The 21,576-nt window shown below is 44.8% G+C and carries 21 protein-coding genes and 1 riboswitch; of the genes, 9 read left to right on the top strand and 12 right to left on the bottom strand.

Annotated elements, in window-relative coordinates; all coding sequences use genetic code 11:
• Positions 1-192 precede the first annotated feature (192 nt).
• From QMY49_RS21685 to QMY49_RS21665, 5 genes are all read right to left on the bottom strand, one after another.
• A complete protein-coding gene (locus QMY49_RS21685) occupies positions 193-756 on the bottom strand; it encodes an HD domain-containing protein (RefSeq protein WP_283314236.1) in 564 nt (187 codons plus the stop codon).
• Between the two features lie 146 nt (positions 757-902).
• Complete coding sequence (locus QMY49_RS21680) at positions 903-1,904, bottom strand: CobW family GTP-binding protein (RefSeq protein WP_283314234.1); 1,002 nt, start codon at positions 1,902-1,904, stop codon at positions 903-905.
• The gene (locus QMY49_RS21675) at positions 1,894-2,454 is read right to left on the bottom strand and encodes an LbetaH domain-containing protein (RefSeq protein ID WP_283314232.1); all 561 of its coding nucleotides are present in this window, start codon (positions 2,452-2,454) and stop codon (positions 1,894-1,896) included. The genes QMY49_RS21680 and QMY49_RS21675 overlap by 11 nt, the downstream gene beginning before the upstream one ends.
• 148 nt (positions 2,455-2,602) lie before the next feature.
• Positions 2,603-3,937 (bottom strand): dihydroorotase, encoded by a 1,335-nt coding sequence (locus QMY49_RS21670; RefSeq protein WP_283314230.1) that lies wholly within the window; start codon positions 3,935-3,937, stop codon positions 2,603-2,605.
• A gap of 101 nt (positions 3,938-4,038) precedes the next feature.
• The gene (locus QMY49_RS21665; RefSeq protein WP_005452672.1) at positions 4,039-4,497 is read right to left on the bottom strand and encodes a Fur family transcriptional regulator; all 459 of its coding nucleotides are present in this window, start codon (positions 4,495-4,497) and stop codon (positions 4,039-4,041) included.
• Positions 4,498-4,675: 178 nt separating this feature from the next.
• Here QMY49_RS21665 and QMY49_RS21660 point away from each other — a divergent pair, with 178 nt between their 5' ends.
• A complete protein-coding gene (locus QMY49_RS21660; protein WP_283314226.1) occupies positions 4,676-5,524 on the top strand; it encodes a patatin-like phospholipase family protein in 849 nt (282 codons plus the stop codon).
• Between the two features lie 211 nt (positions 5,525-5,735).
• On the opposite strand, the gene QMY49_RS21655 is transcribed toward QMY49_RS21660, so the two are convergent.
• Positions 5,736-6,584: a pirin family protein gene (locus tag QMY49_RS21655; protein WP_005452677.1), complete on the bottom strand. Its 849-nt coding sequence runs from the start codon at positions 6,582-6,584 to the stop codon at positions 5,736-5,738.
• 323 nt (positions 6,585-6,907) lie between these two features.
• On the opposite strand from QMY49_RS21655, the gene cspE reads away from it, so the two are divergent.
• From cspE to QMY49_RS21635, 4 genes are all read left to right on the top strand, one after another.
• Entirely contained in the window at positions 6,908-7,120 is a 213-nt protein-coding gene (gene cspE, locus QMY49_RS21650; protein ID WP_005452678.1) for a transcription antiterminator/RNA stability regulator CspE, read from the top strand.
• A gap of 344 nt (positions 7,121-7,464) precedes the next feature.
• Positions 7,465-7,674 carry a hypothetical protein gene (locus QMY49_RS21645; protein ID WP_005452681.1) on the top strand — a complete coding sequence of 70 codons (210 nt, stop codon included), beginning with the start codon at positions 7,465-7,467 and terminating at the stop codon, positions 7,672-7,674.
• 62 nt (positions 7,675-7,736) lie between these two features.
• Positions 7,737-7,877, top strand: coding sequence for a hypothetical protein (locus QMY49_RS21640; RefSeq protein WP_005452683.1), 141 nt, complete (start codon positions 7,737-7,739; stop codon positions 7,875-7,877).
• Positions 7,878-8,220: 343 nt separating this feature from the next.
• Positions 8,221-8,320: riboswitch (purine riboswitch) on the top strand.
• A 100-nt stretch (positions 8,321-8,420) separates the two neighbouring features.
• Positions 8,421-9,425, top strand: coding sequence for an adenosine deaminase (locus QMY49_RS21635; RefSeq protein WP_009697057.1), 1,005 nt, complete (start codon positions 8,421-8,423; stop codon positions 9,423-9,425).
• Between the two features lie 81 nt (positions 9,426-9,506).
• On the opposite strand, the gene QMY49_RS21630 is transcribed toward QMY49_RS21635, so the two are convergent.
• A complete protein-coding gene (locus QMY49_RS21630) occupies positions 9,507-11,144 on the bottom strand; it encodes a sensor domain-containing diguanylate cyclase (RefSeq protein WP_283316775.1) in 1,638 nt (545 codons plus the stop codon).
• 154 nt (positions 11,145-11,298) lie between these two features.
• Positions 11,299-12,222 carry a LysR family transcriptional regulator gene (locus QMY49_RS21625; protein ID WP_053050489.1) on the bottom strand — a complete coding sequence of 308 codons (924 nt, stop codon included), beginning with the start codon at positions 12,220-12,222 and terminating at the stop codon, positions 11,299-11,301.
• Positions 12,223-12,390: 168 nt separating this feature from the next.
• Between QMY49_RS21625 and QMY49_RS21620 the strand changes: the two genes are divergently transcribed.
• The 3 genes from QMY49_RS21620 (at position 12,391) to QMY49_RS21610 (ending at position 14,488) form a co-directional block, all read left to right on the top strand.
• Positions 12,391-12,885 carry a hypothetical protein gene (locus tag QMY49_RS21620; protein WP_017189544.1) on the top strand — a complete coding sequence of 165 codons (495 nt, stop codon included), beginning with the start codon at positions 12,391-12,393 and terminating at the stop codon, positions 12,883-12,885.
• Between the two features lie 3 nt (positions 12,886-12,888).
• The gene (locus QMY49_RS21615; protein WP_283314216.1) at positions 12,889-13,878 is read left to right on the top strand and encodes an efflux RND transporter periplasmic adaptor subunit; all 990 of its coding nucleotides are present in this window, start codon (positions 12,889-12,891) and stop codon (positions 13,876-13,878) included.
• 136 nt (positions 13,879-14,014) lie between these two features.
• Entirely contained in the window at positions 14,015-14,488 is a 474-nt protein-coding gene (locus QMY49_RS21610; protein WP_005531886.1) for a peroxiredoxin, read from the top strand.
• Between the two features lie 70 nt (positions 14,489-14,558).
• Here the strand turns inward: QMY49_RS21610 and QMY49_RS21605 are convergent, their stop codons facing one another.
• The 4 genes from QMY49_RS21605 to QMY49_RS21590 all read right to left on the bottom strand — a co-directional run bounded on the left by QMY49_RS21605 (position 14,559) and on the right by QMY49_RS21590 (position 19,418).
• Positions 14,559-15,263 carry a class I SAM-dependent DNA methyltransferase gene (locus tag QMY49_RS21605; RefSeq protein ID WP_005452694.1) on the bottom strand — a complete coding sequence of 235 codons (705 nt, stop codon included), beginning with the start codon at positions 15,261-15,263 and terminating at the stop codon, positions 14,559-14,561.
• A 198-nt stretch (positions 15,264-15,461) separates the two neighbouring features.
• Positions 15,462-15,869 (bottom strand): SPOR domain-containing protein, encoded by a 408-nt coding sequence (locus QMY49_RS21600; RefSeq protein WP_005452696.1) that lies wholly within the window; start codon positions 15,867-15,869, stop codon positions 15,462-15,464.
• Between the two features lie 154 nt (positions 15,870-16,023).
• Positions 16,024-17,961, bottom strand: coding sequence for a tetratricopeptide repeat-containing diguanylate cyclase (locus tag QMY49_RS21595; RefSeq protein WP_038897827.1), 1,938 nt, complete (start codon positions 17,959-17,961; stop codon positions 16,024-16,026).
• Positions 17,962-18,248: 287 nt separating this feature from the next.
• Positions 18,249-19,418: a D-alanyl-D-alanine carboxypeptidase family protein gene (locus tag QMY49_RS21590; protein ID WP_017818550.1), complete on the bottom strand. Its 1,170-nt coding sequence runs from the start codon at positions 19,416-19,418 to the stop codon at positions 18,249-18,251.
• 457 nt (positions 19,419-19,875) lie between these two features.
• Between QMY49_RS21590 and QMY49_RS21585 the strand changes: the two genes are divergently transcribed.
• Complete coding sequence (locus QMY49_RS21585; protein WP_005452704.1) at positions 19,876-21,483, top strand: BCCT family transporter; 1,608 nt, start codon at positions 19,876-19,878, stop codon at positions 21,481-21,483.
• The last annotated feature ends 93 nt before the right edge of the window (positions 21,484-21,576 follow it).

The following is a 21,576-nucleotide window of genomic DNA, read 5'->3' as shown; positions in this document are numbered from 1 at the left end:
ATCAAATTATTTGATTTTAATTTAGTTTGACCATCAAACAATGTCAACCTAGGAAGGGAATTTGATCAAAGGGAAGTTTTAAAAAGAGTCTTACTCAGTATAAAAAACACAAACGAGCTAAAGCACTTAGGTTCACCAGAGAAGCCTAAGTGCTTTTGCTGAAAGTGATGTTTTTTAAGTTGAGAAAGAGAACTAGCGTTCAGCTAATCGACGGGTATCTTCATCGATGATCGCTCGAAGCGCTTTGGTCAGATCATCAAAGTCCGTCTGCTTTTTGCCGTATTCCAGATTAAAGGCGTAATTGAAATCGGTAGGGTTATCGCCTTGAGTGTGCTGCAGAATGGTTTCCAATTTATCCAACGCTTTGGTGAGTCGAGCTTCTGCGGTAGTAGCACTGTCGTATTCCAACCATAGCTCCAGCAGATCCTTTTGCAGAGAAGCGTCTAACGGAGCGATGAGTTGCTTCAAATCCGCCAGTTCTAGTGCGCTTTTATCCAGCCCATCGTGTTGCGCCAACGCCGAAATGTCACCGCTGACCGCTTCTGCCAAGTCATGAACAACACAGAGTTTTAGCACTTTCAAGCTATCCAAATGTGGATAATGTTCTGCTACCAGCATGGCAAGTAAGCATAATCGCCACGTGTGCTCAGCAGTACTTTCATGGCGACCAGAAGACGTCCATGCGGTGCGTAAAGTGTTTTTGAGCTGCTCAGCCTCGCGCAAAAAAGTAAGAATGCCAGGTAGCTTGTCGATCATATCAGTGCTCATGTTTCAATGTTTTCAAGAAGAGTAACGGATCGGGCTGAATCGGAAAAGCACAAACGACAGGGAGAAAACAGGAAGTGATTAGAAACATAGAAGAAGACTCAGACACTCATATTGAGAATGCCTGAGCCTATAGATCACGCCAATTCGCAAGAAAGCAGTTTGGCTTCAAAGTGCTCATCAATGCTGTCTGCAATCAGTTCAATTCGGCTTTCAGCACAGTCATCCAACTCCACTTCCTGTAGCCCATCTGGCGTTAGGTTGTAGCCATAAATGCCATCACCAGTAATAAACACCGCTTTCATGCGCTCCACTTCCAGCTCAACCAACAGAGGAATCAGCTTGCGGCGATCGAACACTTTCTCAGGTGAAAAGCGCCAACCGACACTCTGGAAACCTTCGCCTGAATTGGTCGCTTTGAGCATACCACTCTCAGGCATTGGTATGTCTGAAGCCAAAGGCTTGTCACTCGCATGATGGTGGTGATGCGGGGGATGTTCATGAATGGTGGTCTCACCTTCAAATTCGGCAAACGGAATCACACCATGCTGAGCAAAAACCACTTTGGTATTTGGGCGCCCAACTTGCGCCACGTAAGCTTCTAGCTTCTGGGTATCTCCCTCTTGATACAAATCGAGCTTGTTACCCACCACTGTATCGGCAATCGCAATTTGTTGGTTGAACGTGTCATGCTGTGTATAGCGCTCATCCGCAAGCTTACGCGCGTCGACCAAAGTGATGTTCTTTTGTAGCGAAAGCACTTGGCGATAATGATCTGTCGACAACACTTGCAGCACTTCTTTCGGGTGGCCAAGCCCAGTAGGCTCAATCAGCAGACGGTCTGGCTTTGCTTCATTAAGCAGTTGGTTTAAGGCGATTTGCATTGGCAACCCCGCCGCGCAGCACATGCAGCCGCCGGGTACTTCGCGAATAAACACTTGTTGCTCTTCGCTTTGTTGCCCCTGAACCAAGCTACCATCAACGCCGATTTCACCAAACTCATTCACTAATACCGCCCAGCGCTCGTTCTCTGGCTTATTCGCCATTAAATTCAAAATCGCTGAGGTCTTTCCTACACCAAGAAACCCCGTAATGATGTTGGTAGGAACACCAAGTATGGGTTGGCTCTCAGAGCTCATTGGCAATTCTCCTGTAACCTTGCACCAGTTCGTGGTTTGCTGAAACCACAGACTCTGAAAACGCCGAGTACTCAGGTGGCACTTTCGAGATGCTATTCAAATCAAAGTCAGCACCAATATTCGTCATTGGCGGAACATGGAAATTCTCTGGCAAGTCTAGACCATCTACCACACAGTTATGGCGAATAACACAACCCTTCCCAATCACAGCATTAAACACCACCGAGTTAAAACCAATGAACACATCATCGCTAACTTTACACGGACCATGAATAATTGATCGGTGTGCAATGGAAGAGCGCTCACCAATGGTCACGGCAGCGCCTGCCTTTGAGTGAATGACCACGCCATCTTGAATGTTGGTATCACGCTTGATGACAATGGCTTCCATATCGCCTTGCTCGTTCACCTCATCAGCACGAATCACCGCGTAAGGACCAATAAAAACGTTATCTTCAATGATCACTTTGCCACAGATGATTGCCGTCGGATCGATGAAGGCTGTTTCCGACACTTCGGGCATGTGACCTGTGGGATTTCTTCTTAACATATTGAATTCTCTTTATTTGGTGCCAAAAAGACACTCAAGTTACGACAACTATACTTCTACAAATAAAGCCCGATGAAAGCGGATAAATGTAAGCTTTCGAAAATAAACTGAGCTTTCAAATAATCTAAGTTTTTGAAAAACGTGAGTCTTAGCGATCAAATACCAATCGCATAGCATGTGCTGCCTGCTCATTGACTTGTTGGTCGACATACACCAACCCACCGTTGACCCAAGTTTTCTTGATTTGTGAGGAGAACTGATGGCCAGCAAAAGGCGACCAACCACAGTGGTACAAGCTATTGTCATTGGTGACTAAGGTCGGCATTTTTGTATCCACCAGCACCAAATCAGCGAAATACCCTTCACGGATAAAGCCACGTTGCTCAATACCGTAGCGGATGGCTGGGTTATGTGCCGTCTTTTGAACCACTTGCTCCATCGTCATATGTCCGCGAGCGACTTGATCAAATAAAGACAACAGTGCGTGCTGTACCAAAGGTAACCCCGCTGGCGCTTGTTCGTAAGGCACCTGTTTTTCTTCCCTCGTGTGGGGGGCGTGGTCTGTCGCGATAATGTCAATTTGACCTGTATTAAGTGCTTTTAGAATAGCCTCACGGTCATTTGGGTATTTCACCGCTGGGTTACATTTGATTTGGTTACCACGCTCTGCGTAATCTTCATTGCTAAACCACAGGTGATGAACGCAAGCTTCAGCAGTAATGTTTTTGTTCTCGATTGGACCTGCATCAAACAGTGCTAACTCTTTTGCCGTTGTGATATGCAGAACATGCAACTGACTGTTGTACTTCTTAGCTAGTTCTACCGCATAAGAAGAGGACGCATAACACGCTTCGTCATCACGCAGTATCGGATGATCTTCAATGGTGAATTCCGACTTCTCTTTGAGTAGTCGCTGTTTGTTTTGCGCAATCACAGGTCCACTTTCACAGTGCGTTACGATGAGCACCGGTGAATCACGGAAAATTTCCTCCAAGGCTTGAGGCGCTTCCACCAACAAATCCCCCGTCGAAGCCCCCATAAACACTTTCACGCCACAATGTCTCTTTGGATCAAGCTGTTTGATTTGCTCAAGGTTGTCTTCGGTCGCACCAAGGTAGAAAGAGTAGTTCGCGAGGGAGCTCTGCTCGGCAATGGAGAATTTGCTTTCTAACGCTTCGATGGTCGTCGTGGCAGGGTTTACGTTCGGCATTTCCATATAGCTTGTGATACCACCTGCAACCGCTGCACGGGATTCTGTTGCAATCGAACCTTTGTGCGTTAAACCCGGCTCACGAAAGTGTACTTGGTCGTCTATCATACCGGGGATTAGATAACACCCTTTAGCATCAATCACCGTGTCTTCCGGTTTGGAGGCGATATCGGTCGAGATAGCTTCAATTCGCTGATCGACAATTCGTAAATCGGTCTCGGTAATGGTTCCTTCGTTGACGACAAGGGCGTTTTTAATCAGTGTTGCAGGCATAGCGGTTCAGAACTCCTTGCTGATGATGCTAATAATGGGAAAGGATAAACGTCGTAAAGTGGCAGTGATGAAGACGACAATAAGTGGACACTCAAAGACACTTACTGGGATTTCGCACAGTCATCACAAACACAATTGATCTCTAGTTGAGGGCTGACAACGGTGAAGCCTTCTTCTTTTGCATGGGATTGCAGACCGTGAATCAAGCTTGGGTCGATGGCTTGCTCGCTAATTTTGTTGCATTTGGAGCAGATGAGAAATTGAGGAACGCCATGTTCGTGCTCGCAGAGGATATGGGAGCAGACGATGTATTTATTAGAAACTTTAAGCTTGTGAGCCAAGTGCTCACCTTCAAGAAAATCCAAGATTCGATACACCGACATTGCCTGAATATTTTGTTCAAAATGGGCTTTGCAATAATCCACCAACTCATAAGCTGACAAGGCTCTATCGGCATGAACCAACGCTTTCAACACCAGTTTTCTCTTGGAAGTTAGTTGCTTTCCTTGAGCTTTAAAGCTCACCTCAACATGCTTAATAATGGCGTCAATATCGCTCATTTTCACCTCACACAAGACACACGCTACCTTATAATAATTTTGATTATTGTTATGTTATAACATAAAAAATAGATTCATCAAGGTAAGGTCAAAGTGAACGCGACTTGGGTATACGCATTAGATCCGTTACTCTAATTAGTTCGTATCCAAATCAGAATAATCGAAACGGATGGCTAGGATGGAACATGTTGGTTCTCGAGCGTTGATTGTAGAAGGCGGCGCGATGCGTGGGGTGTTCTCCTGCGGCATACTCGATCACTTTATGGCACAAGATTTCTCCCCTTTTGACAGCTTTTGGGGTGTCTCGGCGGGCGCAAGTAACTTAGCGGCTTACCTTGCTAAAATGCCGGGCAGAAACCTCAAAATCTATCTCGACTACAGTTTACGAAAAGAATTTATCTCCCCCACTCAACTCGTACGCGGTGGCGATATGATGGATTTAGATTGGATGTGGGAGGTCACGCTTAAAGAGTTGGGCATTGATCGAGCCGTACTTTCTGCCGATCCTCGACCATTCTTTTTAGGTGTCACACGACAAGACAACGGACAACCAGAATACCTAACACCTTCCGTAGAAATGTTGGCGGAAACCATGAAAGCCAGCAGCGCCTTACCAATCATGTACCGCAATGGTGTGCCATTAGATGGCGTAAGGTATGTGGATGGTGGTGTAGCGGATGCAATCCCTATTGCCGAAGCCATCAAACGCGGTGCAACCAAAATCATGGTGCTACGAAGCCGCCCTGCCAGCTATCGCAAATCCAAGCCTAAGTTTGAAAAGCTAACTTCACGTTTACTGAAAGATCATCCAGCGTTAATCGAGCCAATGCTCACGCGCCATATTCGTTACAACCAGAGTCTGGAGCTGATAGAGAACCCGCCAGTTGGCGTTGAGATCATCCAAATCTGTCCACCAGAAGGCTTTAAGTTAAAGCGTTTAAGCCGCTCGCCAGAACCTTTACGTCAAGCTTATGAGCTGGGTGTGGAATGTGGTCCACAAGCCATTGAACGCTGGGAGCAAAGCTAAACAGAGCACAAAAAAGCTCACTGCCCTCGTGAAAGACAAAAAAAGCCACACCCAATTGGTGTGGCTGATGCAAATTCGATGGCAGTGGATATCGTCTTTGCTTGCGTATGAGCCCAATAAACGGACTCCAAATCACTTAGTGTTTTTCTCTCGAACTGTAACTCCAAGAGTTGGCGTCAAGACTTGGTGCCAAGCAACGGTATTGGGTGCCTTAATAAGTTTCAAATACACCAGAATTGTAGTCTTGAATCGCTTGTTCAATTTCGTCGATGCTGTTCATGACAAATGGACCATAATGCACAACAGGTTCATTAATCGGTTCGCCAATAAAGAGCAGTACTCCGCTAGCGTCATTGGCTTGCAGCTCTACCCACTCACCTTGCGAAAGCAGTGCCATCTCACCTTGCATGACCACGCGCTCGCCCACCTTAATACTTCCTTTATAAGCATAGGTCATCATATTGTGATGTTTCGGTGTCATTAATGTCATTGTCGCACCTGGATGCGATTGCCAATCAGCAACCGTCACTGGTACACCCGTTTTACTTAGCGGTCCTTTGACAACCTCATCGCCGATGCTTAACTCGCCAGAAATAACACGAACCAAACCATGGGACTCTGCGCGATGCTCGGTAATAGTTTCCGGTTGGAAGTCGTGATATTGCGCCGGAGACATCTTGTCTCGTGCAGGTTGGTTAATCCAAATTTGGAAACCGTGCAGCTCGCCGTCTTCCATGATTGGCATTTCACTGTGAATCACACCACGACCAGCAGCCATCCATTGCGCACCGCCAGAACGAAGCTCACCAATGTTGTCCATATGGTCACGATGTTGGAAATGACCGGTGAGCATATAAGTTAGTGTTTCAATGCCCCGATGTGGATGTGGAGGGAAACCACCCACATAATCTGCACGTTGGTCTGATTTAAGCTCATCGACCATCAAGAATGGTGAAAAGCTCGTGTTATTGAATCCGGCTACGCGACGAATTTTAACCCCATCACCATCTGCGGTTGCATGCGATGGAATGATCTGACGAATCTCTCTCACTGTGCTCATAATATTGCCTCCCTTATTGGTATGGACTTATTGTAGGAAGGGGGATGCCAAATCATGAGGGGATGAAATTGTTCTACTCCATCAGTTTTTTCGAACGAAAAGAATTTGAAAAATAAATGTAGCTATTTTTTAAACACCCTGTATAGTGGCGGCTGGCTCTAGAAAAGAGCTGTTAATGCTACATTTAGTTTAAGTTCCCTCTCAGTAACACCCTGAATCCTTGATTCAGACTCCTGCGTAAAACTTCCTCTTGATTGCACATTCAATAGCTTAAAAAAGATCCATCACAATTCGTATATTATTGTTTAATTTCAGAGGTTTTTATGTCTGGTAAAGTAACTGGTTCAGTAAAATGGTTTAACGAAACTAAAGGCTTTGGTTTCCTAACTCAAGACAACGGCGGTCAAGATGTATTCGTACACTTCAACGCAATCGTTGCTGACGGTTTCAAAACTTTGACTGAAGGTCAGAAAGTAAGCTTCAATGTAGAAGAAGGTAAAAAAGGTCCTCAAGCGACTGAAGTTACTCCTCTATAAGATAGCTTTTCTTGGTGCAGCATTTCCTCGCTGCACCAAACTCTCTCCCCCTTCAAAAAATTCCTCAAACTTAATATTTAGCAATTAAATTTTGCTTGGTTTTCTGCTGCCTAAAATATACCCAAGTAACCTCGAGATGCTAAGTTCAGCGAGAATGACTTGGTTTGTAGACGCGGCGGATACGATATCCATCGTTGGAACACTAGATCTATCGAACCCGATAGCCATCGTTGGTATTTCACTTACTTAAAATTAGGAAAAATTATGTCTAGAAGAACAGGTCGTCAAAGACACTGGTACCAATTATTGAATAAAGAAAAGATCACCAAAAAACAGGAGAATAAATGATAGAGATTGAATTCCGTTTAAAACAACCCGACATCTCTTGGAACGCCAAAATTCATCAACTCAATAGTGATATTTTAAGGCGCCATATATTGCCAAAACTCCAATCTGCTTGTTATCTCATTGATTTTAAATACTGTGAGAAAACCTACTCCGGAGACATTCTGTGTGACTCAGGTTCAAAGCTAGGAAGTTTTATTATTAAATAAATCAATTTTCGTGCATTAATGAATAATGCGGATATTTAGGAAGAATTTCCAAAGGAAAAATCATGGCAAAGAAAAGCAAGAAGCAAATTGAGCAAGAAAAGAAAGAGTCCGAACAAAACGCCGCAGCGATTAAACAACAAACGCGCCGCCGAATTGAGGACATCATGGAGCAAAGAGAATTTGATAAAATGTTCGAACTATAAATACATTCCATTTCCTTTTCTCTACTCTTCTCAATCTAAAATATCGACGTGCAAGGTATCGCCACCCCTCTTCTCAGTTCACAATGAGCAACGCACATTAAACTCGATATGACTCCCAATGTTTCTCGCATGGTGTGGTTCAGTATTAGCCACTGAATATTCGACGCTCAGCAAGGTGTGTGCTGACAACGAAGCCATCATGCGATGAATCACAGCCTCGATACAGATCTCCATCGCTCAATTAAACCAACACTTTTTTGCCTTTCCGTTCTCCGTTCTCCGTTCTCCGTTCTCCACAAATAACAATTTCATCAACGACTCTAGCCAAGCTTCAATTTTTGCGTATAATCGCAACCGTTTGCTTCGTATAACCCCAATGATATGGTTTGGGGGTCTCTACCAGCTCCCGCAAAGTGCTGATTACGAAGAGTCGAGATCACTGTGGATCTTACTCTTTGTAATGGCGTTCGATTTTTCTCAATCTATACCTATCCTTAGAGTAATTGCATCCACAACAACCATAAGAAAAAGTGGGAGTTTATTATGAACGCATTTATTCAAGGTCTTCCAAAGGTAGAGTTACACTTACATATCGAAGGTTCGCTAGAGCCAGAACTGTTGTTTGAGCTTGCACAGCGCAACAACATCGACATCCCATACGAATCACCACAGGCACTGCGCAAAGCGTACGAATTCGAAGATTTACAGTCTTTCCTAGATATCTATTATCAAGGTGCTAACGCGCTGCGTACAGAACAAGATTTCTATGATTTGACTTGGGCATACTTAGAGCGCTGCAAAGCCGACAACGTCATCCATACTGAGATCTTCTTTGACCCGCAAACCCACACCGACCGTGGCATTGAGTTTGAAACGGTCATTAACGGTATTCACCGAGCAATGCAAGATGGTAACGAGCAGTTAGGTATTACGTCTCAAATTATCGCATGCTTTTTGCGTCACCTATCGGAAGAAAGCGCCATTGAAACGCTGCAATCAATCATCAAACATCAAGACAAAATCATCGGTGTAGGTTTGGACTCTTCAGAACTCGGTCACCCGCCAGAGAAATTCAAACGCGCTTTCCAACAAGCAAAAGCAGCAGGCTTATTGACGGTAGCACACGCGGGTGAAGAGGGTCCGGCGCAAAACATCATTGATTCTGTTGAGATGCTTAGCGTTAGTCGTGTGGACCATGGCGTTCGCTGTGTTGAAGATGCTTCATTGGTAGACGCACTTATCGAAAGCAAAATGCCACTAACGGTTTGTCCATTGTCGAATATTAAGCTGTGTGTGTTTGATCAAATGGAGCAGCACAACATAGTCGATTTGCTGCGTAAGGGGGTCGCGGTGACGATTAACTCGGATGACCCGGCGTACTTTGGCGGCTACATGACGGATAACTTTAAAGCGGTCAGCGATGCTCATCCAATGACGAAATCAGAACTGGCTCAGTTTACGGTTAATGCAATCAACGCCAGTTTCATTGATGAAGCGCTTAAAGCGAAATACCGTACTCAAGTCGCGAACTACTTGGCAAGCCACTAAATATTAGTGCTAGGTGACTAGGGTTTGCTGACTTTTCTAACAGATTTTCGCCGAGAAAGAACAACAAACCCTAGCTCTTTGTCACGACGCTACGCTTAAACTGGTTTTGACACAATTTCTTCCTGAATTCTTGGCGAGATAAAGCGCCTTATCAGCGCAGGCAACCAGTTCATCGAAGTTTTGCCCAACTTCTAACGTTGCAACACCCGCGCTAAATGTCATGCACGTCACGGGCGAAAAGTTCTCCTGTTTCATTTTCTCTTGTAAGTTGAGAGCGATTTGCTCGCCTTGCTCAATCGATGTATCTCTCAGTAGAATGACAAACTCTTCCCCGCCCCATCTTGCAATAAGATCTTGTTTTCTCAAATTGTTACTCAGGAAATCGGCTATATGCATTAGCACTTGGTCACCCACATCGTGCCCAAAGGTGTCATTCACCACTTTAAAATAGTCAAGATCAATAAGAATCAGAGAAGTAGAGTGAAAAGGTATCGTCTTATTGGTCAATTCTTGATGTACTTGGTTAATTAAAGCTCGTCGATTGAATAAGTTCGTCAATGGGTCATACATGGCTAACCAAGTTAACTTCTGATTATTTTCGTTGAGTAATTTCACAGACATCGCGAGGTCGTGATTGGCATCGTTCAGCTCGTTAGTTCTGCTCGCCACCACATCTTCCAAGTTTCGATTATGCTGTTGAATCTCTTCTATGGTGTTTTTAAATGCGTTAGACAATTGCCCAATTTCATCCAAAGAGTTTTGCCCAGCAAATTCGGTGTAGTGACTGCTGACCGAATTTTTAACGTCCTGCGTTAACTCCACAATCGGTAACGTCACAGAGTTGGTCAGATAGATGATAATCGGTAGAAAAACGATGATCACCACCGATAAGGTAATGGTGACATCTTCTACTAGTGCTTTGATATCAAGGAATATGTCTGACTCTTCCGTTGTGACAAACAACGTCCAACCCGGCAGACTATCAATGGCAGAAAAGGTAACGATCTTGGATTCACCCACATTCTCATCATAATAATGTCCGTAGCCGATATCGTGCTGTCGTGTTTGCAAGGCAATATTCCCAAAGCCTTCAAAACCGATACTGTCAGAATCAAAGATATTTGCCGCTAAAATAAGCGTGTTATTTGGGTGGGAGACCACATTTCCGTAATTGTCGGCAATCCATGCATAACTACTGTTTCCAAGTTTGACTTTGGACAGTCTCTTACTCAAATAGTCAATAGAGATGGATACTCCAACAATACCACTCCACTCATTTTGTGAATTAAAAACAGGGACACCCAATGCAATCAACGGCTCTCCTGTCACCAAACCAATGTGCGGCTTAGTGACATGGTATTTTGCCTGTTGCCAGTTAACATCCTCAGTTATGTCTGCCAGCGTCACTTTGGTTCTACGACCTTGGTAATCGACCAAGTTCCATTCATTGTCGACGAACAAAGTATTGACCACCGCATGTTTCGACATGCTTTGCAGCCATTTCAGTTCTTCAATAATGAATGGAACATCACCATGCTGAACCCTTTGATGCCCACTGATGGTTTGAAGTGAGGCGACGTTTCTTTGTAGCTCTTGGCTAATCACATCAGAATGGAGGTTTGAAACTTGAATCGAGTTTTTTAAGGCAACACTAAACACACGTTGCTGCTCTTTAAAATAAAGGGCACCAAACAAAATCAAAACAAAGCAAATCGTCATCAAGGTATAGATGACAATGAACTTAGTTCGAATGCTCGTGAAAAAAAACCGACTTCCCTGCACAAAAGCCCCAGTGATATTGAGGAATATATTTACAGTCTAGTGTCTCATTAAAGAACCATCCATACGGTATAGTGAAAATATTCACTTTAATCTAATGATTTTCGGTAAATTTCTCAGCGGCTAATAAACACTGCTCTCTCAACCACTGATGACTAGGATCATTTGTGCGAGAAGAATGCCAATACATGGCGACATCAATTGGATCTTTCATGAAGTCTGCTTTTAGCTCTTTGAGCTGATAGAGGTCGCAATACTGCTTCAGCAAGGTTTGTGGCATCAGAGCGAGATAATCACAACGCTGCACAACCGGCAATACTTCAATAATGCTACTCGCCTGCCATGCCACATCACGTTGACCTAAGAGTTTTTCATCCTTGATTCCTCGACCAATTAGGTAACCATTTTGTTGATTGAACTGAGACAAAGTGACGTGCTTTTCATTGAGGTACTCTTCGACACTGATCCTGTTGCCCGTTAAGCGAGGATGATCTTTGCGACACACCACGGTCAACTTATCAGACATCAATACTTTAGAACGTAAATGTGGGTGCAGATTAGTGTGAGCCTCTATCACCAAGTCACACTGCTGGGTTCTCAGTAGGTTCGTCAAATCCATGGTGTATAACGGTTCAATGCGTGTGCTGGCTTTTGGCGCTCTCTCACTGATCAAAGCGGAAAGTTCAGGAAGAAGAGTAAAACCGAACACACTAAGGGAAGAGATCACAAAACGCTTATCGCACTCAGCAGGATCAAACCGAGTATGTTCTGGCAGCATATATGCGATGCTCTCTACTGCACTCGCTAATGTCGGGTAGATATCAACTGCAAACGCCGTTGGTGCAACGCCATGGCTTTCACGAATGAATAACGCATCCTTAAACACCTCACGAAGCCTGACTACCGCTTGGCTGACCGCAGATTGACTCACACCCAGACGTTGCGCCGCTTTGGTGTAACTCTTCTCTTCCACAATCGCCACAAAGGTCGGGATAAGACTGTAATCTGAGTGCTTCATAGATTATGTGTTCTCTAATATTTCCATGCTGACATGAGCTTAACTTATATCATATATCACTCAACTTATGGCGTTTTTTCATACAATTCCGCGCATGTGATTACAAAAGACAAAACAATAATCACGCGCTCAACGTTTTACCCTCACACATTGACAAAAGGTATAACTATGAACGTCATAAAAGCCATAGGTCGTGTCATTTTTGCGATTTTTATGGTGCTATTAAAGTTCTCACTTTTCATGGCTCTAATGCTCGGTGGAGCTTACTTGCTTGCGCCTATGGGTACGATCAATTCGAAAGATATTGATATGAGCTTGTTTACCAATACCCCTAACGACACCATGATGGTGATCTTCAACTCCGAGTACTTCAGCGGTTATCTATTTTCCGTCACCATAGCGCTTGCCCTTTTTGTCATCTATTTGCTATGGCAGATCCACGAAGTTGCGGTACATCGAGCTCAAGAGAAGAAAAGTTCTCATATCCAATTGGTATTTGCGCTTTCTCTATGCGGGTTGTTCATCCATAAAGCGTGGTGGGTGCTGGCGTTAATCATTGCGTTCGCCAACTGGGAACACATCGGCAGCTCACTGAGCAACATCATTCGCAATAGTCGATTGGCTTCACAGCAACAAACCACGACCAAAACAGCAGGGGAATAATCCATGAAAGAGGTAATGATTCCGTACATTCTGATCATGTGGATTTTGGTTTCGACAGGCGCGATAAAATGGACGTTCAAAAGCGCATTTTGGATTATCTCTGGTGGTGCATTTATTCTGGTGGTATTAGGGATACTCTCACGCCTTTGGGCTCCGGTTGATTTGACCTACTCATCCACCGTAAAAGCACCTCATTCGGTTCTTTCTCCCCTATTTAGAGAACAGATTGACCACATCTATGTCGACCACAACCAAGAAGTGAAGAAAGGCGATGTGATTTATACCCTTGTCGATACCACCTCTTTGGCAGACGTAGAAAAAATTAAAGCAGGGATTGTTCAGCAAGAAGAAAATGTGGCGCAGTTGAAGCGCGACATCATTCGCGGCAAAACATCACCAGAGATCTTTAAAGGTCGAGACATCGAATACTACGAGTCTCAACTGCGTGTTGCAGAAGCCTCGTTAAAATCCCTGCATGCCGACCTACAAAAGACCCAATTTGAGCAAGAGCGTAAGACAGTTCGAGCGCCTTATGATGGGCAAGTTGCGGTAGTGAATGTCGCGGATGGAAGCCGTGTCGGCAATATGCACATCTACGATACGTCACGTAAGTTCTTAGAAATGCGTATACCTGACCAAACCTACCGCTATGTTGAAAAAGGACAGTTTGCCGAATTTTACGTCGATGCTTACCCAGGCGAAGTATTCCGCGCTCGTGTACACAGCATTACGGCAGGCACCGGGGAATCCTCTGTCTCACCATTGCAAGGACCACAAAGCGTCCGTCAGCATGTCGGCGCAAATACCAGTAGCCATGGTCGTACCGTGATTCTGGAGATCTTCGAACCGGAAGGCAAAACCATCCCGATCGGAGCCACTGGTTCAGCATGGATTGCAGCGAATAAGCCACACAGTTTGTTGGGTTTCATTGATGTTATCGGCGCAGCAACCGTCCGACTTCATTCTTACAAGTCTTATCTAAACGCAATGTAAAAAATAAACAAACCGTCCACTGAGGCGGTTTGTTTTTATGATGCCAATTAAGACCTTACATTTCTTCCGTGGTTAGCCCGTGGTTTTAGCGCTAGACTGAGTGAGCTAAATAAAGCTACCCAAAAGGAAGAAAATCATGATTCAACAAGGTCAAGCACTGCCAGCGGCAACGCTAAGCGAACTGACTGCCGATGGTATGGTTAACCACCAAGTGACAGAACTGTTTGCGGATAAGAAAGTGGTTCTGTTTGCGGTTCCTGGAGCATTTACGCCAACGTGTTCAGAAGCGCACTTGCCAGGTTATGTCGTATTGGCTGACCAACTTAAAGCGAAAGGTGTGGACCTGATTGCTTGTGTTTCTGTTAACGATGCATTCGTGATGCAAGCTTGGGGTGAAGCGCAAAACGCGTCTGAGTTATTAATGCTTGGCGATGGCGACGCAAGCTTTACCAAAGCACTGGGCCTAGAAATGGACACCGGCGGTTTTGGCGGCGTTCGTTCACAGCGTTACGCAATGATCATCGACAACGGTGTGGTCACCACATTAAACGTTGAAGAGCCAAAGACATTTGAAGCAAGCAAAGCGGAAACCATTCTCGCAGCACTTTAAGCTCAACGCTAAGATCACAAAACGGAAGCCTCTTCGCTTCCGTTTTTTCTATCTTAACTCACTGATTTTACTAGCTCAGCGCCACACACTTAATGAAGATGAAGTTAGGGAATGTCGCCAAGCGTTGGTAATGTTCTTCTGAGATTTCACGAATCTTCTCATTCACCTTACCTTCTGAGATCGCCAACATCGCCATGCCAGCCCCACTGATCGCATCGGTAATGTCTTGCAAAGAGCGACGATAGAATGCCACAGGAACTGGCTCACCAACGGTGTTCCACATATCTTCTACAAGCTCTTTGTCGTAATAGTTGCCTGAAGCAGAACACTCAAAATCCGCAAATGGATGATGAGTCGAAAATACGAACTGACCACCTGCTGTTAACACACGTTGGATATCATTAAACAAAGGGCGAAGATCTTCGATGTAATGAACCATGAGCGGACAAATAACAAGATCATATTGCGCATCTCGCTCTTCTGGTAAGCCTAACGCCAAGTTTTGCGCATAAGCTGTAACTGAATCACCCAACTTACCCTTAACGATATCAATCATCTCTTGCGCAGCATCAATACAAGTCACAGAGCTTGCGCCTCGCGCCAATAGAAGCTGTGCGTAAATACCCGAACCGCAGCCTAAATCCAGCACCCTTTTACCTGTAACATCGCCGATAAGTTCAAAGGTATTTGGACGCTCAAAGTGCGCGTTGTACAGGTTATCTTGTGCTGCCACATCGTATTGCTTTGCGTAGGTGGTGTACATTTCTTGCTTCATGGTGACTCCAACAGAAAAAGTGGGATGCGAAGACTAAAAAATACCCGATAACAAGTAAAGTCAAAAGCGCGTTAGAAGCGTGATCTTGCGTGTACATTGGAGAAGATCGATGACTGATGGTTCAATTGAGCCTTTCCAACCGATTGCAAAGGCTCGATGTGTAACAACAAAGTGTTTATTGGAATGACAAGAACAGCACTAGCGCATACGTACTACACTGGTTTCTTGCTTGCGTTGCATTTCAGCAAACGTCATGACGAAAGGAGAAGATTGCTTAACTCGACTTGGTAAAGAAGAGAGTGCACTGTAGGCATCTTGCTTGGTCTTGAAGTCACCCACCGTCACTGTGTACCAACGAGTGCCGCGGCTGTTTTTCCAGTTCACCCATACCGGATGTTTCGGGTCAATGTAACGAATGTACTCTTTGACATCTTTTTCTTTCTTCAATGCCAACACTTGCATGGTGTAATGGTTTGGGTTGAGGTAGCCGTAAGCATCTTGTGATGACATTACCCCCACACATTGCCCCGTTTCTACAGGTTGATGCTGAGGCATAACACAGCCAGTAAGTGACATAGCCAAGGTCAAAGATAGAATCTTGCGCACGCGTAACTCCGTTTTTGTTCTGAATGGTTCTCTTTAAGAGTGCTCTACGCTGAGTAGGCGACCGCAACGACAGAAAAATGAAGCACAAAACAAAAACGGCAGATTGAACGCTTCAATCTGCCGATTCGTTTACAAGCAATGTTGCCAATCTTCTTTATCGTCCGTCAGGAAATACCACCTGATTCTTACCGTTTTGCTTCGCTTCATAGAGGCTTTTATCTGCGCGGCGGAAATATTCGTCGTTGTACGTGAAGGTATCAATCTGCCCACCATGACTTACCCCAACTGAGGTAGTGATGTGCAAACTTCCCTCTTCGGTTTCGAACAACGCGTCATCAATGTGCTGACGAATTTCTTCAAGACGTTTCGCTAGGTCATCGGTTGCTCTTAATAGCATCAAGAACTCTTCACCGCCCCAACGAATCAACAACTCTTGGGCATGAACATGAAGCCTCAATCGTTCTGCAAAACCTTCCAAAACGCGGTCGCCTGCCTCATGTCCGTGAATATCGTTAACGTCTTTGAAGTTATCAATATCAAACAACACAACGCGATACTCTGTTTTTGCATCTAACTGTGCAGGGTGATCAATCTGATCATAGTAAAAGCGTCTGTTATGTAATTGAGTCAGTGGGTCAAGCAAAGAAAGCTGATGAAGCTCTTGGTTTTTGCGCTGCGTCGCTAAGACTTTAGACACCGTAAGCGCCAGTACGACAGCACAAACCGCTATCCAGATAATCGCAATCTGAAAGCGCAGCTTCTCTTGATCCAGCTCCGATTCCGCCAAACGTTTTTCTACTTCCAATACGTCTCTTTCACGCTGGATGTGCTCTGTCGCAAACGCCTGTTCTAAATCATACACTTTGCCAAGTAACTGCTTCTTACTGTTAGCAGAAAAATGCTTAAAGGAATTCAGAGCATTCTCATACTCGCCAAGTTGTTCGAATATCTTTGCCTTCTGTTCTTCAACTCGAATCAGCCAACGTTGATGCTCTATCGAACGAAACGCAGCCGCACTCAATGCCGCACTTTGCATCGCCTTATCTAAGTCTCCGAGCGCCAATTGAGACTTCGACATAATCAAATAACACTGTCCATATTCAATTGGAAAGTCAGCAGCAGAAGGCAACATAACACACTGCTGCGTAGTTTCGAGCGCCTTAGTAAACTGCTTTTCCAACAACAGCATGTCAGCTTTGCCTTTCAGCTGAATTAGATGATGGCGAAGGTTCGTTGAGGTTGCCTTGTAGAACTCTTGAGATTTCTCATAAGCAGCACGAGCAAGCTCAACGTTACCCTGTCGGTTATAAACATGCGCTTCGTTGAGATACAGAATCTGTAGCCCTCGCGCTTTATGCCCTTGAGCGTGACGCTTTAGATAAATCTGCTGCGCTTTTTGGATGAACTCTAACGCCCTATCCCAGCTTTCAATATGCAGATAAAGCAGCCCTAGGTTGTTATAGATTGTCCCTTTGTAGGCCTCTTGCCCCACTTTATTGGCGATATCTATTGCATCAAGGAAATAGCGCTGGGCATCGACTAATTGATTGGTCGCATTATTCAGCGCCCCCGCGATATTGTAGAACCGTGGCAATAGAGAGTTAATTTGTTCTTTTTTGGCGATATCAATGGCAAGTTTGATCTCAGTCAATCCAACATCATTACGCCCATGCAAGGTGTGCTGCATGGCACTGTCTGCCAAAAGTACTGCATCAAGCCAAGGTTGTTCAGTTTCACGAGCGATGGTCTGGAGCTGCCCACGATACTCTGCCGCCAGTTGTGGCTCATCGTTCGCACGAGCAACACGATATTGCTGATACAAGGCGTAGGATTTTTCAAGCTCAGTCGAAAAGGTGTTGCCGATTGCAGCCAGTGCTTGTTGTGCGCGTTCCGGATCACTGTACGCCAATGCACTGACATCCAGCAATGCCTCACCTTGAGCTGATTTAGCAAGCAAAACCTGAGGATCTTGGCTGATGATTTGTTGAATATTTTCACTTGGCGAATCCTTACGCCAGTAATCGTGTAAAGCAAAAGCGACCACTACCCAAAGCAGTGCCGCTAGCAAAGTGACAACATAGCTTTTTCTCACGAAGTATTACGTTCCATCTCGATTGTATTAAGAATTTTCTTTTTAGAAGCATCTGATTTATAAGCGAACAATAACATCAATCCGATACATTCCCAAGTGCGCATAAGAATCGATTTTTATATAAATGTCACGGTCATATAAATGTTGCTCTAATGGCAAGATTTCCTGTCATCCTTGTATTGGCGTTGTGGGAAACCATTGGGAGAAAAAACTGAGCTTTAAATAAACAAAAAGCCGCAACTTAAAACTAAGATGCGGCTTCAAATAAAATCAGAGAAAAAAGAAGGTTAGAACCAGCTTGCAACCAAACGCTTGAACCAATCCACTAGGCGCTTAAAGATACCGCCTTCTTCTACTGGCTCAAGTGCGACGAGATCCGCTTCTTTCACTACATCACCATCCACTTTATATAGGACTTTACCAACAATTTGATCTTGTTGAATCGGAGCCATTAGGTCGCCGTTGTATTCCACTTCTGCTTCCAACTTGTTCACGTCACCTTTCGGTAGCGTTAGGTAAATATCGCGTTCAACGCCAACTTTAAGTTCGTCTTGGTTACCCATCCAAACACGTGCTGTTGCGACTTCTTTACCCGCTTGCGTTGGCACAACAGTATCGAAGAAACGGAAACCGTAACTCAGAAGCTGTTTGCTCTCTGATTCACGTACACTCGGGCTTTTTGCTCCCATAACGACCGCGACCAAACGCATGTCGCCATTGGTAGCAGACGTTGCAAGGCTGTAACCGGCACCGCTGGTGTAACCCGTCTTCATACCGTCAACGCTCATACTACGGTCACGCAGCAAACCATTACGGTTGTATTGAGTAATGCCGTTGTAGGTAAACGACGTTTCACTGTACAGCGGGTAGATATCAGGAAGATCACGGATGATGGCACGACCTAGCGTTGCGATGTCACGCGGGGTCGAGTACAAACCGTCACTGTCTAGACCATGTGGGTTGGTAAAGGCAGAGTTCGATAAACCAAGCTGGTTCGCCCAGCTATTCATCAAACCAACAAAGCCTGCTTCACTTCCGGCGACGTGCTCAGCAATCGCGACACTGGCGTCGTTACCTGATTGCACAATCAAACCGCGGTAAAGATCGGAAAGCGAAACCGAGGTACCAACTTCGATAAACATTTTTGAAGAATCAGGGAAGTTCTTCGCCCACGCATTGCGGCTGATCACCACTTCATCGTCTAGGCTAATGTTGCCTGACTTCACTTCTTGCCCCGCGACATAAGCGGTCATCAACTTAGTCAAACTCGCCGGGTTTAGGCGTTTGTCGGCATCACGTTCCACCAGCACAGTGCCAGTGTGGTAATCCATTAAAACATAGCCTCGAGAGCTTAACTCTGGGGCATTAGGAACAACGGTAGGAGCAGCAAAACTAAACGCAGAAACAGCGGTCAAGGTGGTCGCTAACGTAGCATTGATTAAAGTGTTTTTTCTCATAGCAGCATTCTGTGGCTTACAAATTAAGTCGAGTATATGGAAACGCTGTTCAGTTACAGCAGCTCTGTTACGATTGGTTACGTTTACTCGATATTTGTCGAAAAGAATGCGAAGTCGGTTGGAGTTTGTGTTTATAAGTTAGCCAAACATGTCTATCGAGAATCACGCGAATTTGTGACCACTCACGTGCTTTGCCCCTCCCTTTTGAACAAACCTTCCTCTACAACAAAAAGCAAATATTTACACATCAAAACATTACACCTCATTGCATTTTCAACCAAAAATCACATTAAAACGTAGTTAATGCCTTTAAATAAACCATCAATTTGCATTGTTTTACACAAAACATTATGATTGCGTCGCATTTTTTAATTTGAACTCAAAACAATTGGAGGGCGGTTTTAGTGTTTTTCTTACTCAAGAAGGGCACATTTAATAAAGCGTACATGTTGTATTTATGGATAATGCACTAAAAAAATATAGTATCGACACTACCGACTATCAGGTTGGTCAAGATAACGTTCAAAAATGGGGATTTGATATCCACAATCCAGTATTTGGGATTAGTGCTGGTCTTGTTCTTCTCTGTCTTGCTTCTCTATTAATCGTTGATCCTTCAACAGCCCGTGATGCCTTAAATGGCGTAAAGAACAGCATCATTTCTGACTTCGATGTGTTCTTCATGTGGTCAACAAACTTTTTCATCGTATTTGCTATCGCAGTCTTACTGTCACCACTAGGTAAAATCCGCATTGGTGGTAAAGATGCACAAGCAGAACACTCAACCGTTTCTTGGTTATCAATGCTCTTTGCCGCAGGTATGGGTATCGGTCTTCTGTTTTGGAGTGTCTCTGAGCCAACGGCTTATTTCACTGACTGGTATGGCACGCCCCTGAATGTTGAGCCTTACACAGAGGAAGCGAAATCCCTGGCTATGGGTGCAACCATGTTCCACTGGGGTATTCACGGTTGGGCAATTTACGCCATCGTGGCACTTTCGCTAGCTTTCTTCGCCTTCAACAAAGGCTTACCACTTTCATTACGCTCTGCGTTCTACCCGCTATTTGGTGATAGAGCTTGGGGCTGGTTAGGTCACGTCATTGATATTCTTGCGGTACTTTCAACCCTGTTTGGTCTTGCGACTTCGCTTGGTCTGGGTGCACAGCAAGCAACGAGCGGCATCAACCATGTATTTGGTCTGGATGGCGGCATTGGCATGCAAATGATCGTTATCGCATTCGTAACCTTTATTGCCGTACTTTCTGTTGTTCGAGGCATCGACGGTGGCGTTAAGCTACTGAGTAACATCAACATGGCGGTGGCATTCGCTCTACTGGCTTTTGTGCTATTCATCAGCTTTGATGTAGCAACAACGTCGATCTGGGATACCACAGTCGCATACGCAAAAGACATCTTCGCACTGAGTAACCCTCACGGTCGAGATGATACCGAATGGATGCATGGTTGGACGGTCTTCTACTGGGCGTGGTGGGTATCTTGGTCACCATTCGTCGGTATGTTTATCGCTCGAGTTTCGAAAGGTCGTACGGTTCGTGAATTCCTATTCGCTGTTATCGTTATTCCAACCACAGTAACACTGATTTGGATGGCAGTATTCGGCGGTATCGCACTTGATCAAGTGGTCAACAAAGTCGGCGAGCTGGGTGCGAATGGTCTTACAGATATCTCACTAACCCTTTTCCACGTTTACGATGCAATGCCGTTTAGCTCGGTCATCTCGGTATTATCTATTGTTCTGATTTTAGTGTTCTTTATCACTTCTTCAGACTCTGGTTCACTGGTTATCGATAGCATCACTGCTGGTGGTAAAATTGATGCGCCGGTACCACAACGCATTTTCTGGGCATGTATCGAAGGCTCTATCGCTGCGGTAATGCTGTGGATTGGTGGTAAAGAGGCCTTGCAAGCGCTTCAATCCGGGGTGGTGGCAACAGGTTTACCTTTCACTTTTGTTCTATTGCTGATGTGTGTCAGCTTGATCAAAGGCTTGAGATCGGAATTACCTGCCTATCAGAACACCGCGCGGGAACAATCTGTTGCTTAATTTAAGCTGCACATAATCTAGAGAAAACGAGCGTCAATATGGCGCTCGTTTTTTAGATATTAAACAAATAAAAAAAGCCCTAAGCATCTGGGC

It is taken from the genome of Vibrio harveyi (assembly GCF_030060435.1).
GTDB lineage: Bacteria > Pseudomonadota > Gammaproteobacteria > Enterobacterales > Vibrionaceae > Vibrio > Vibrio harveyi.
This window is presented reverse-complemented; position numbering and strand designations above follow the sequence as displayed.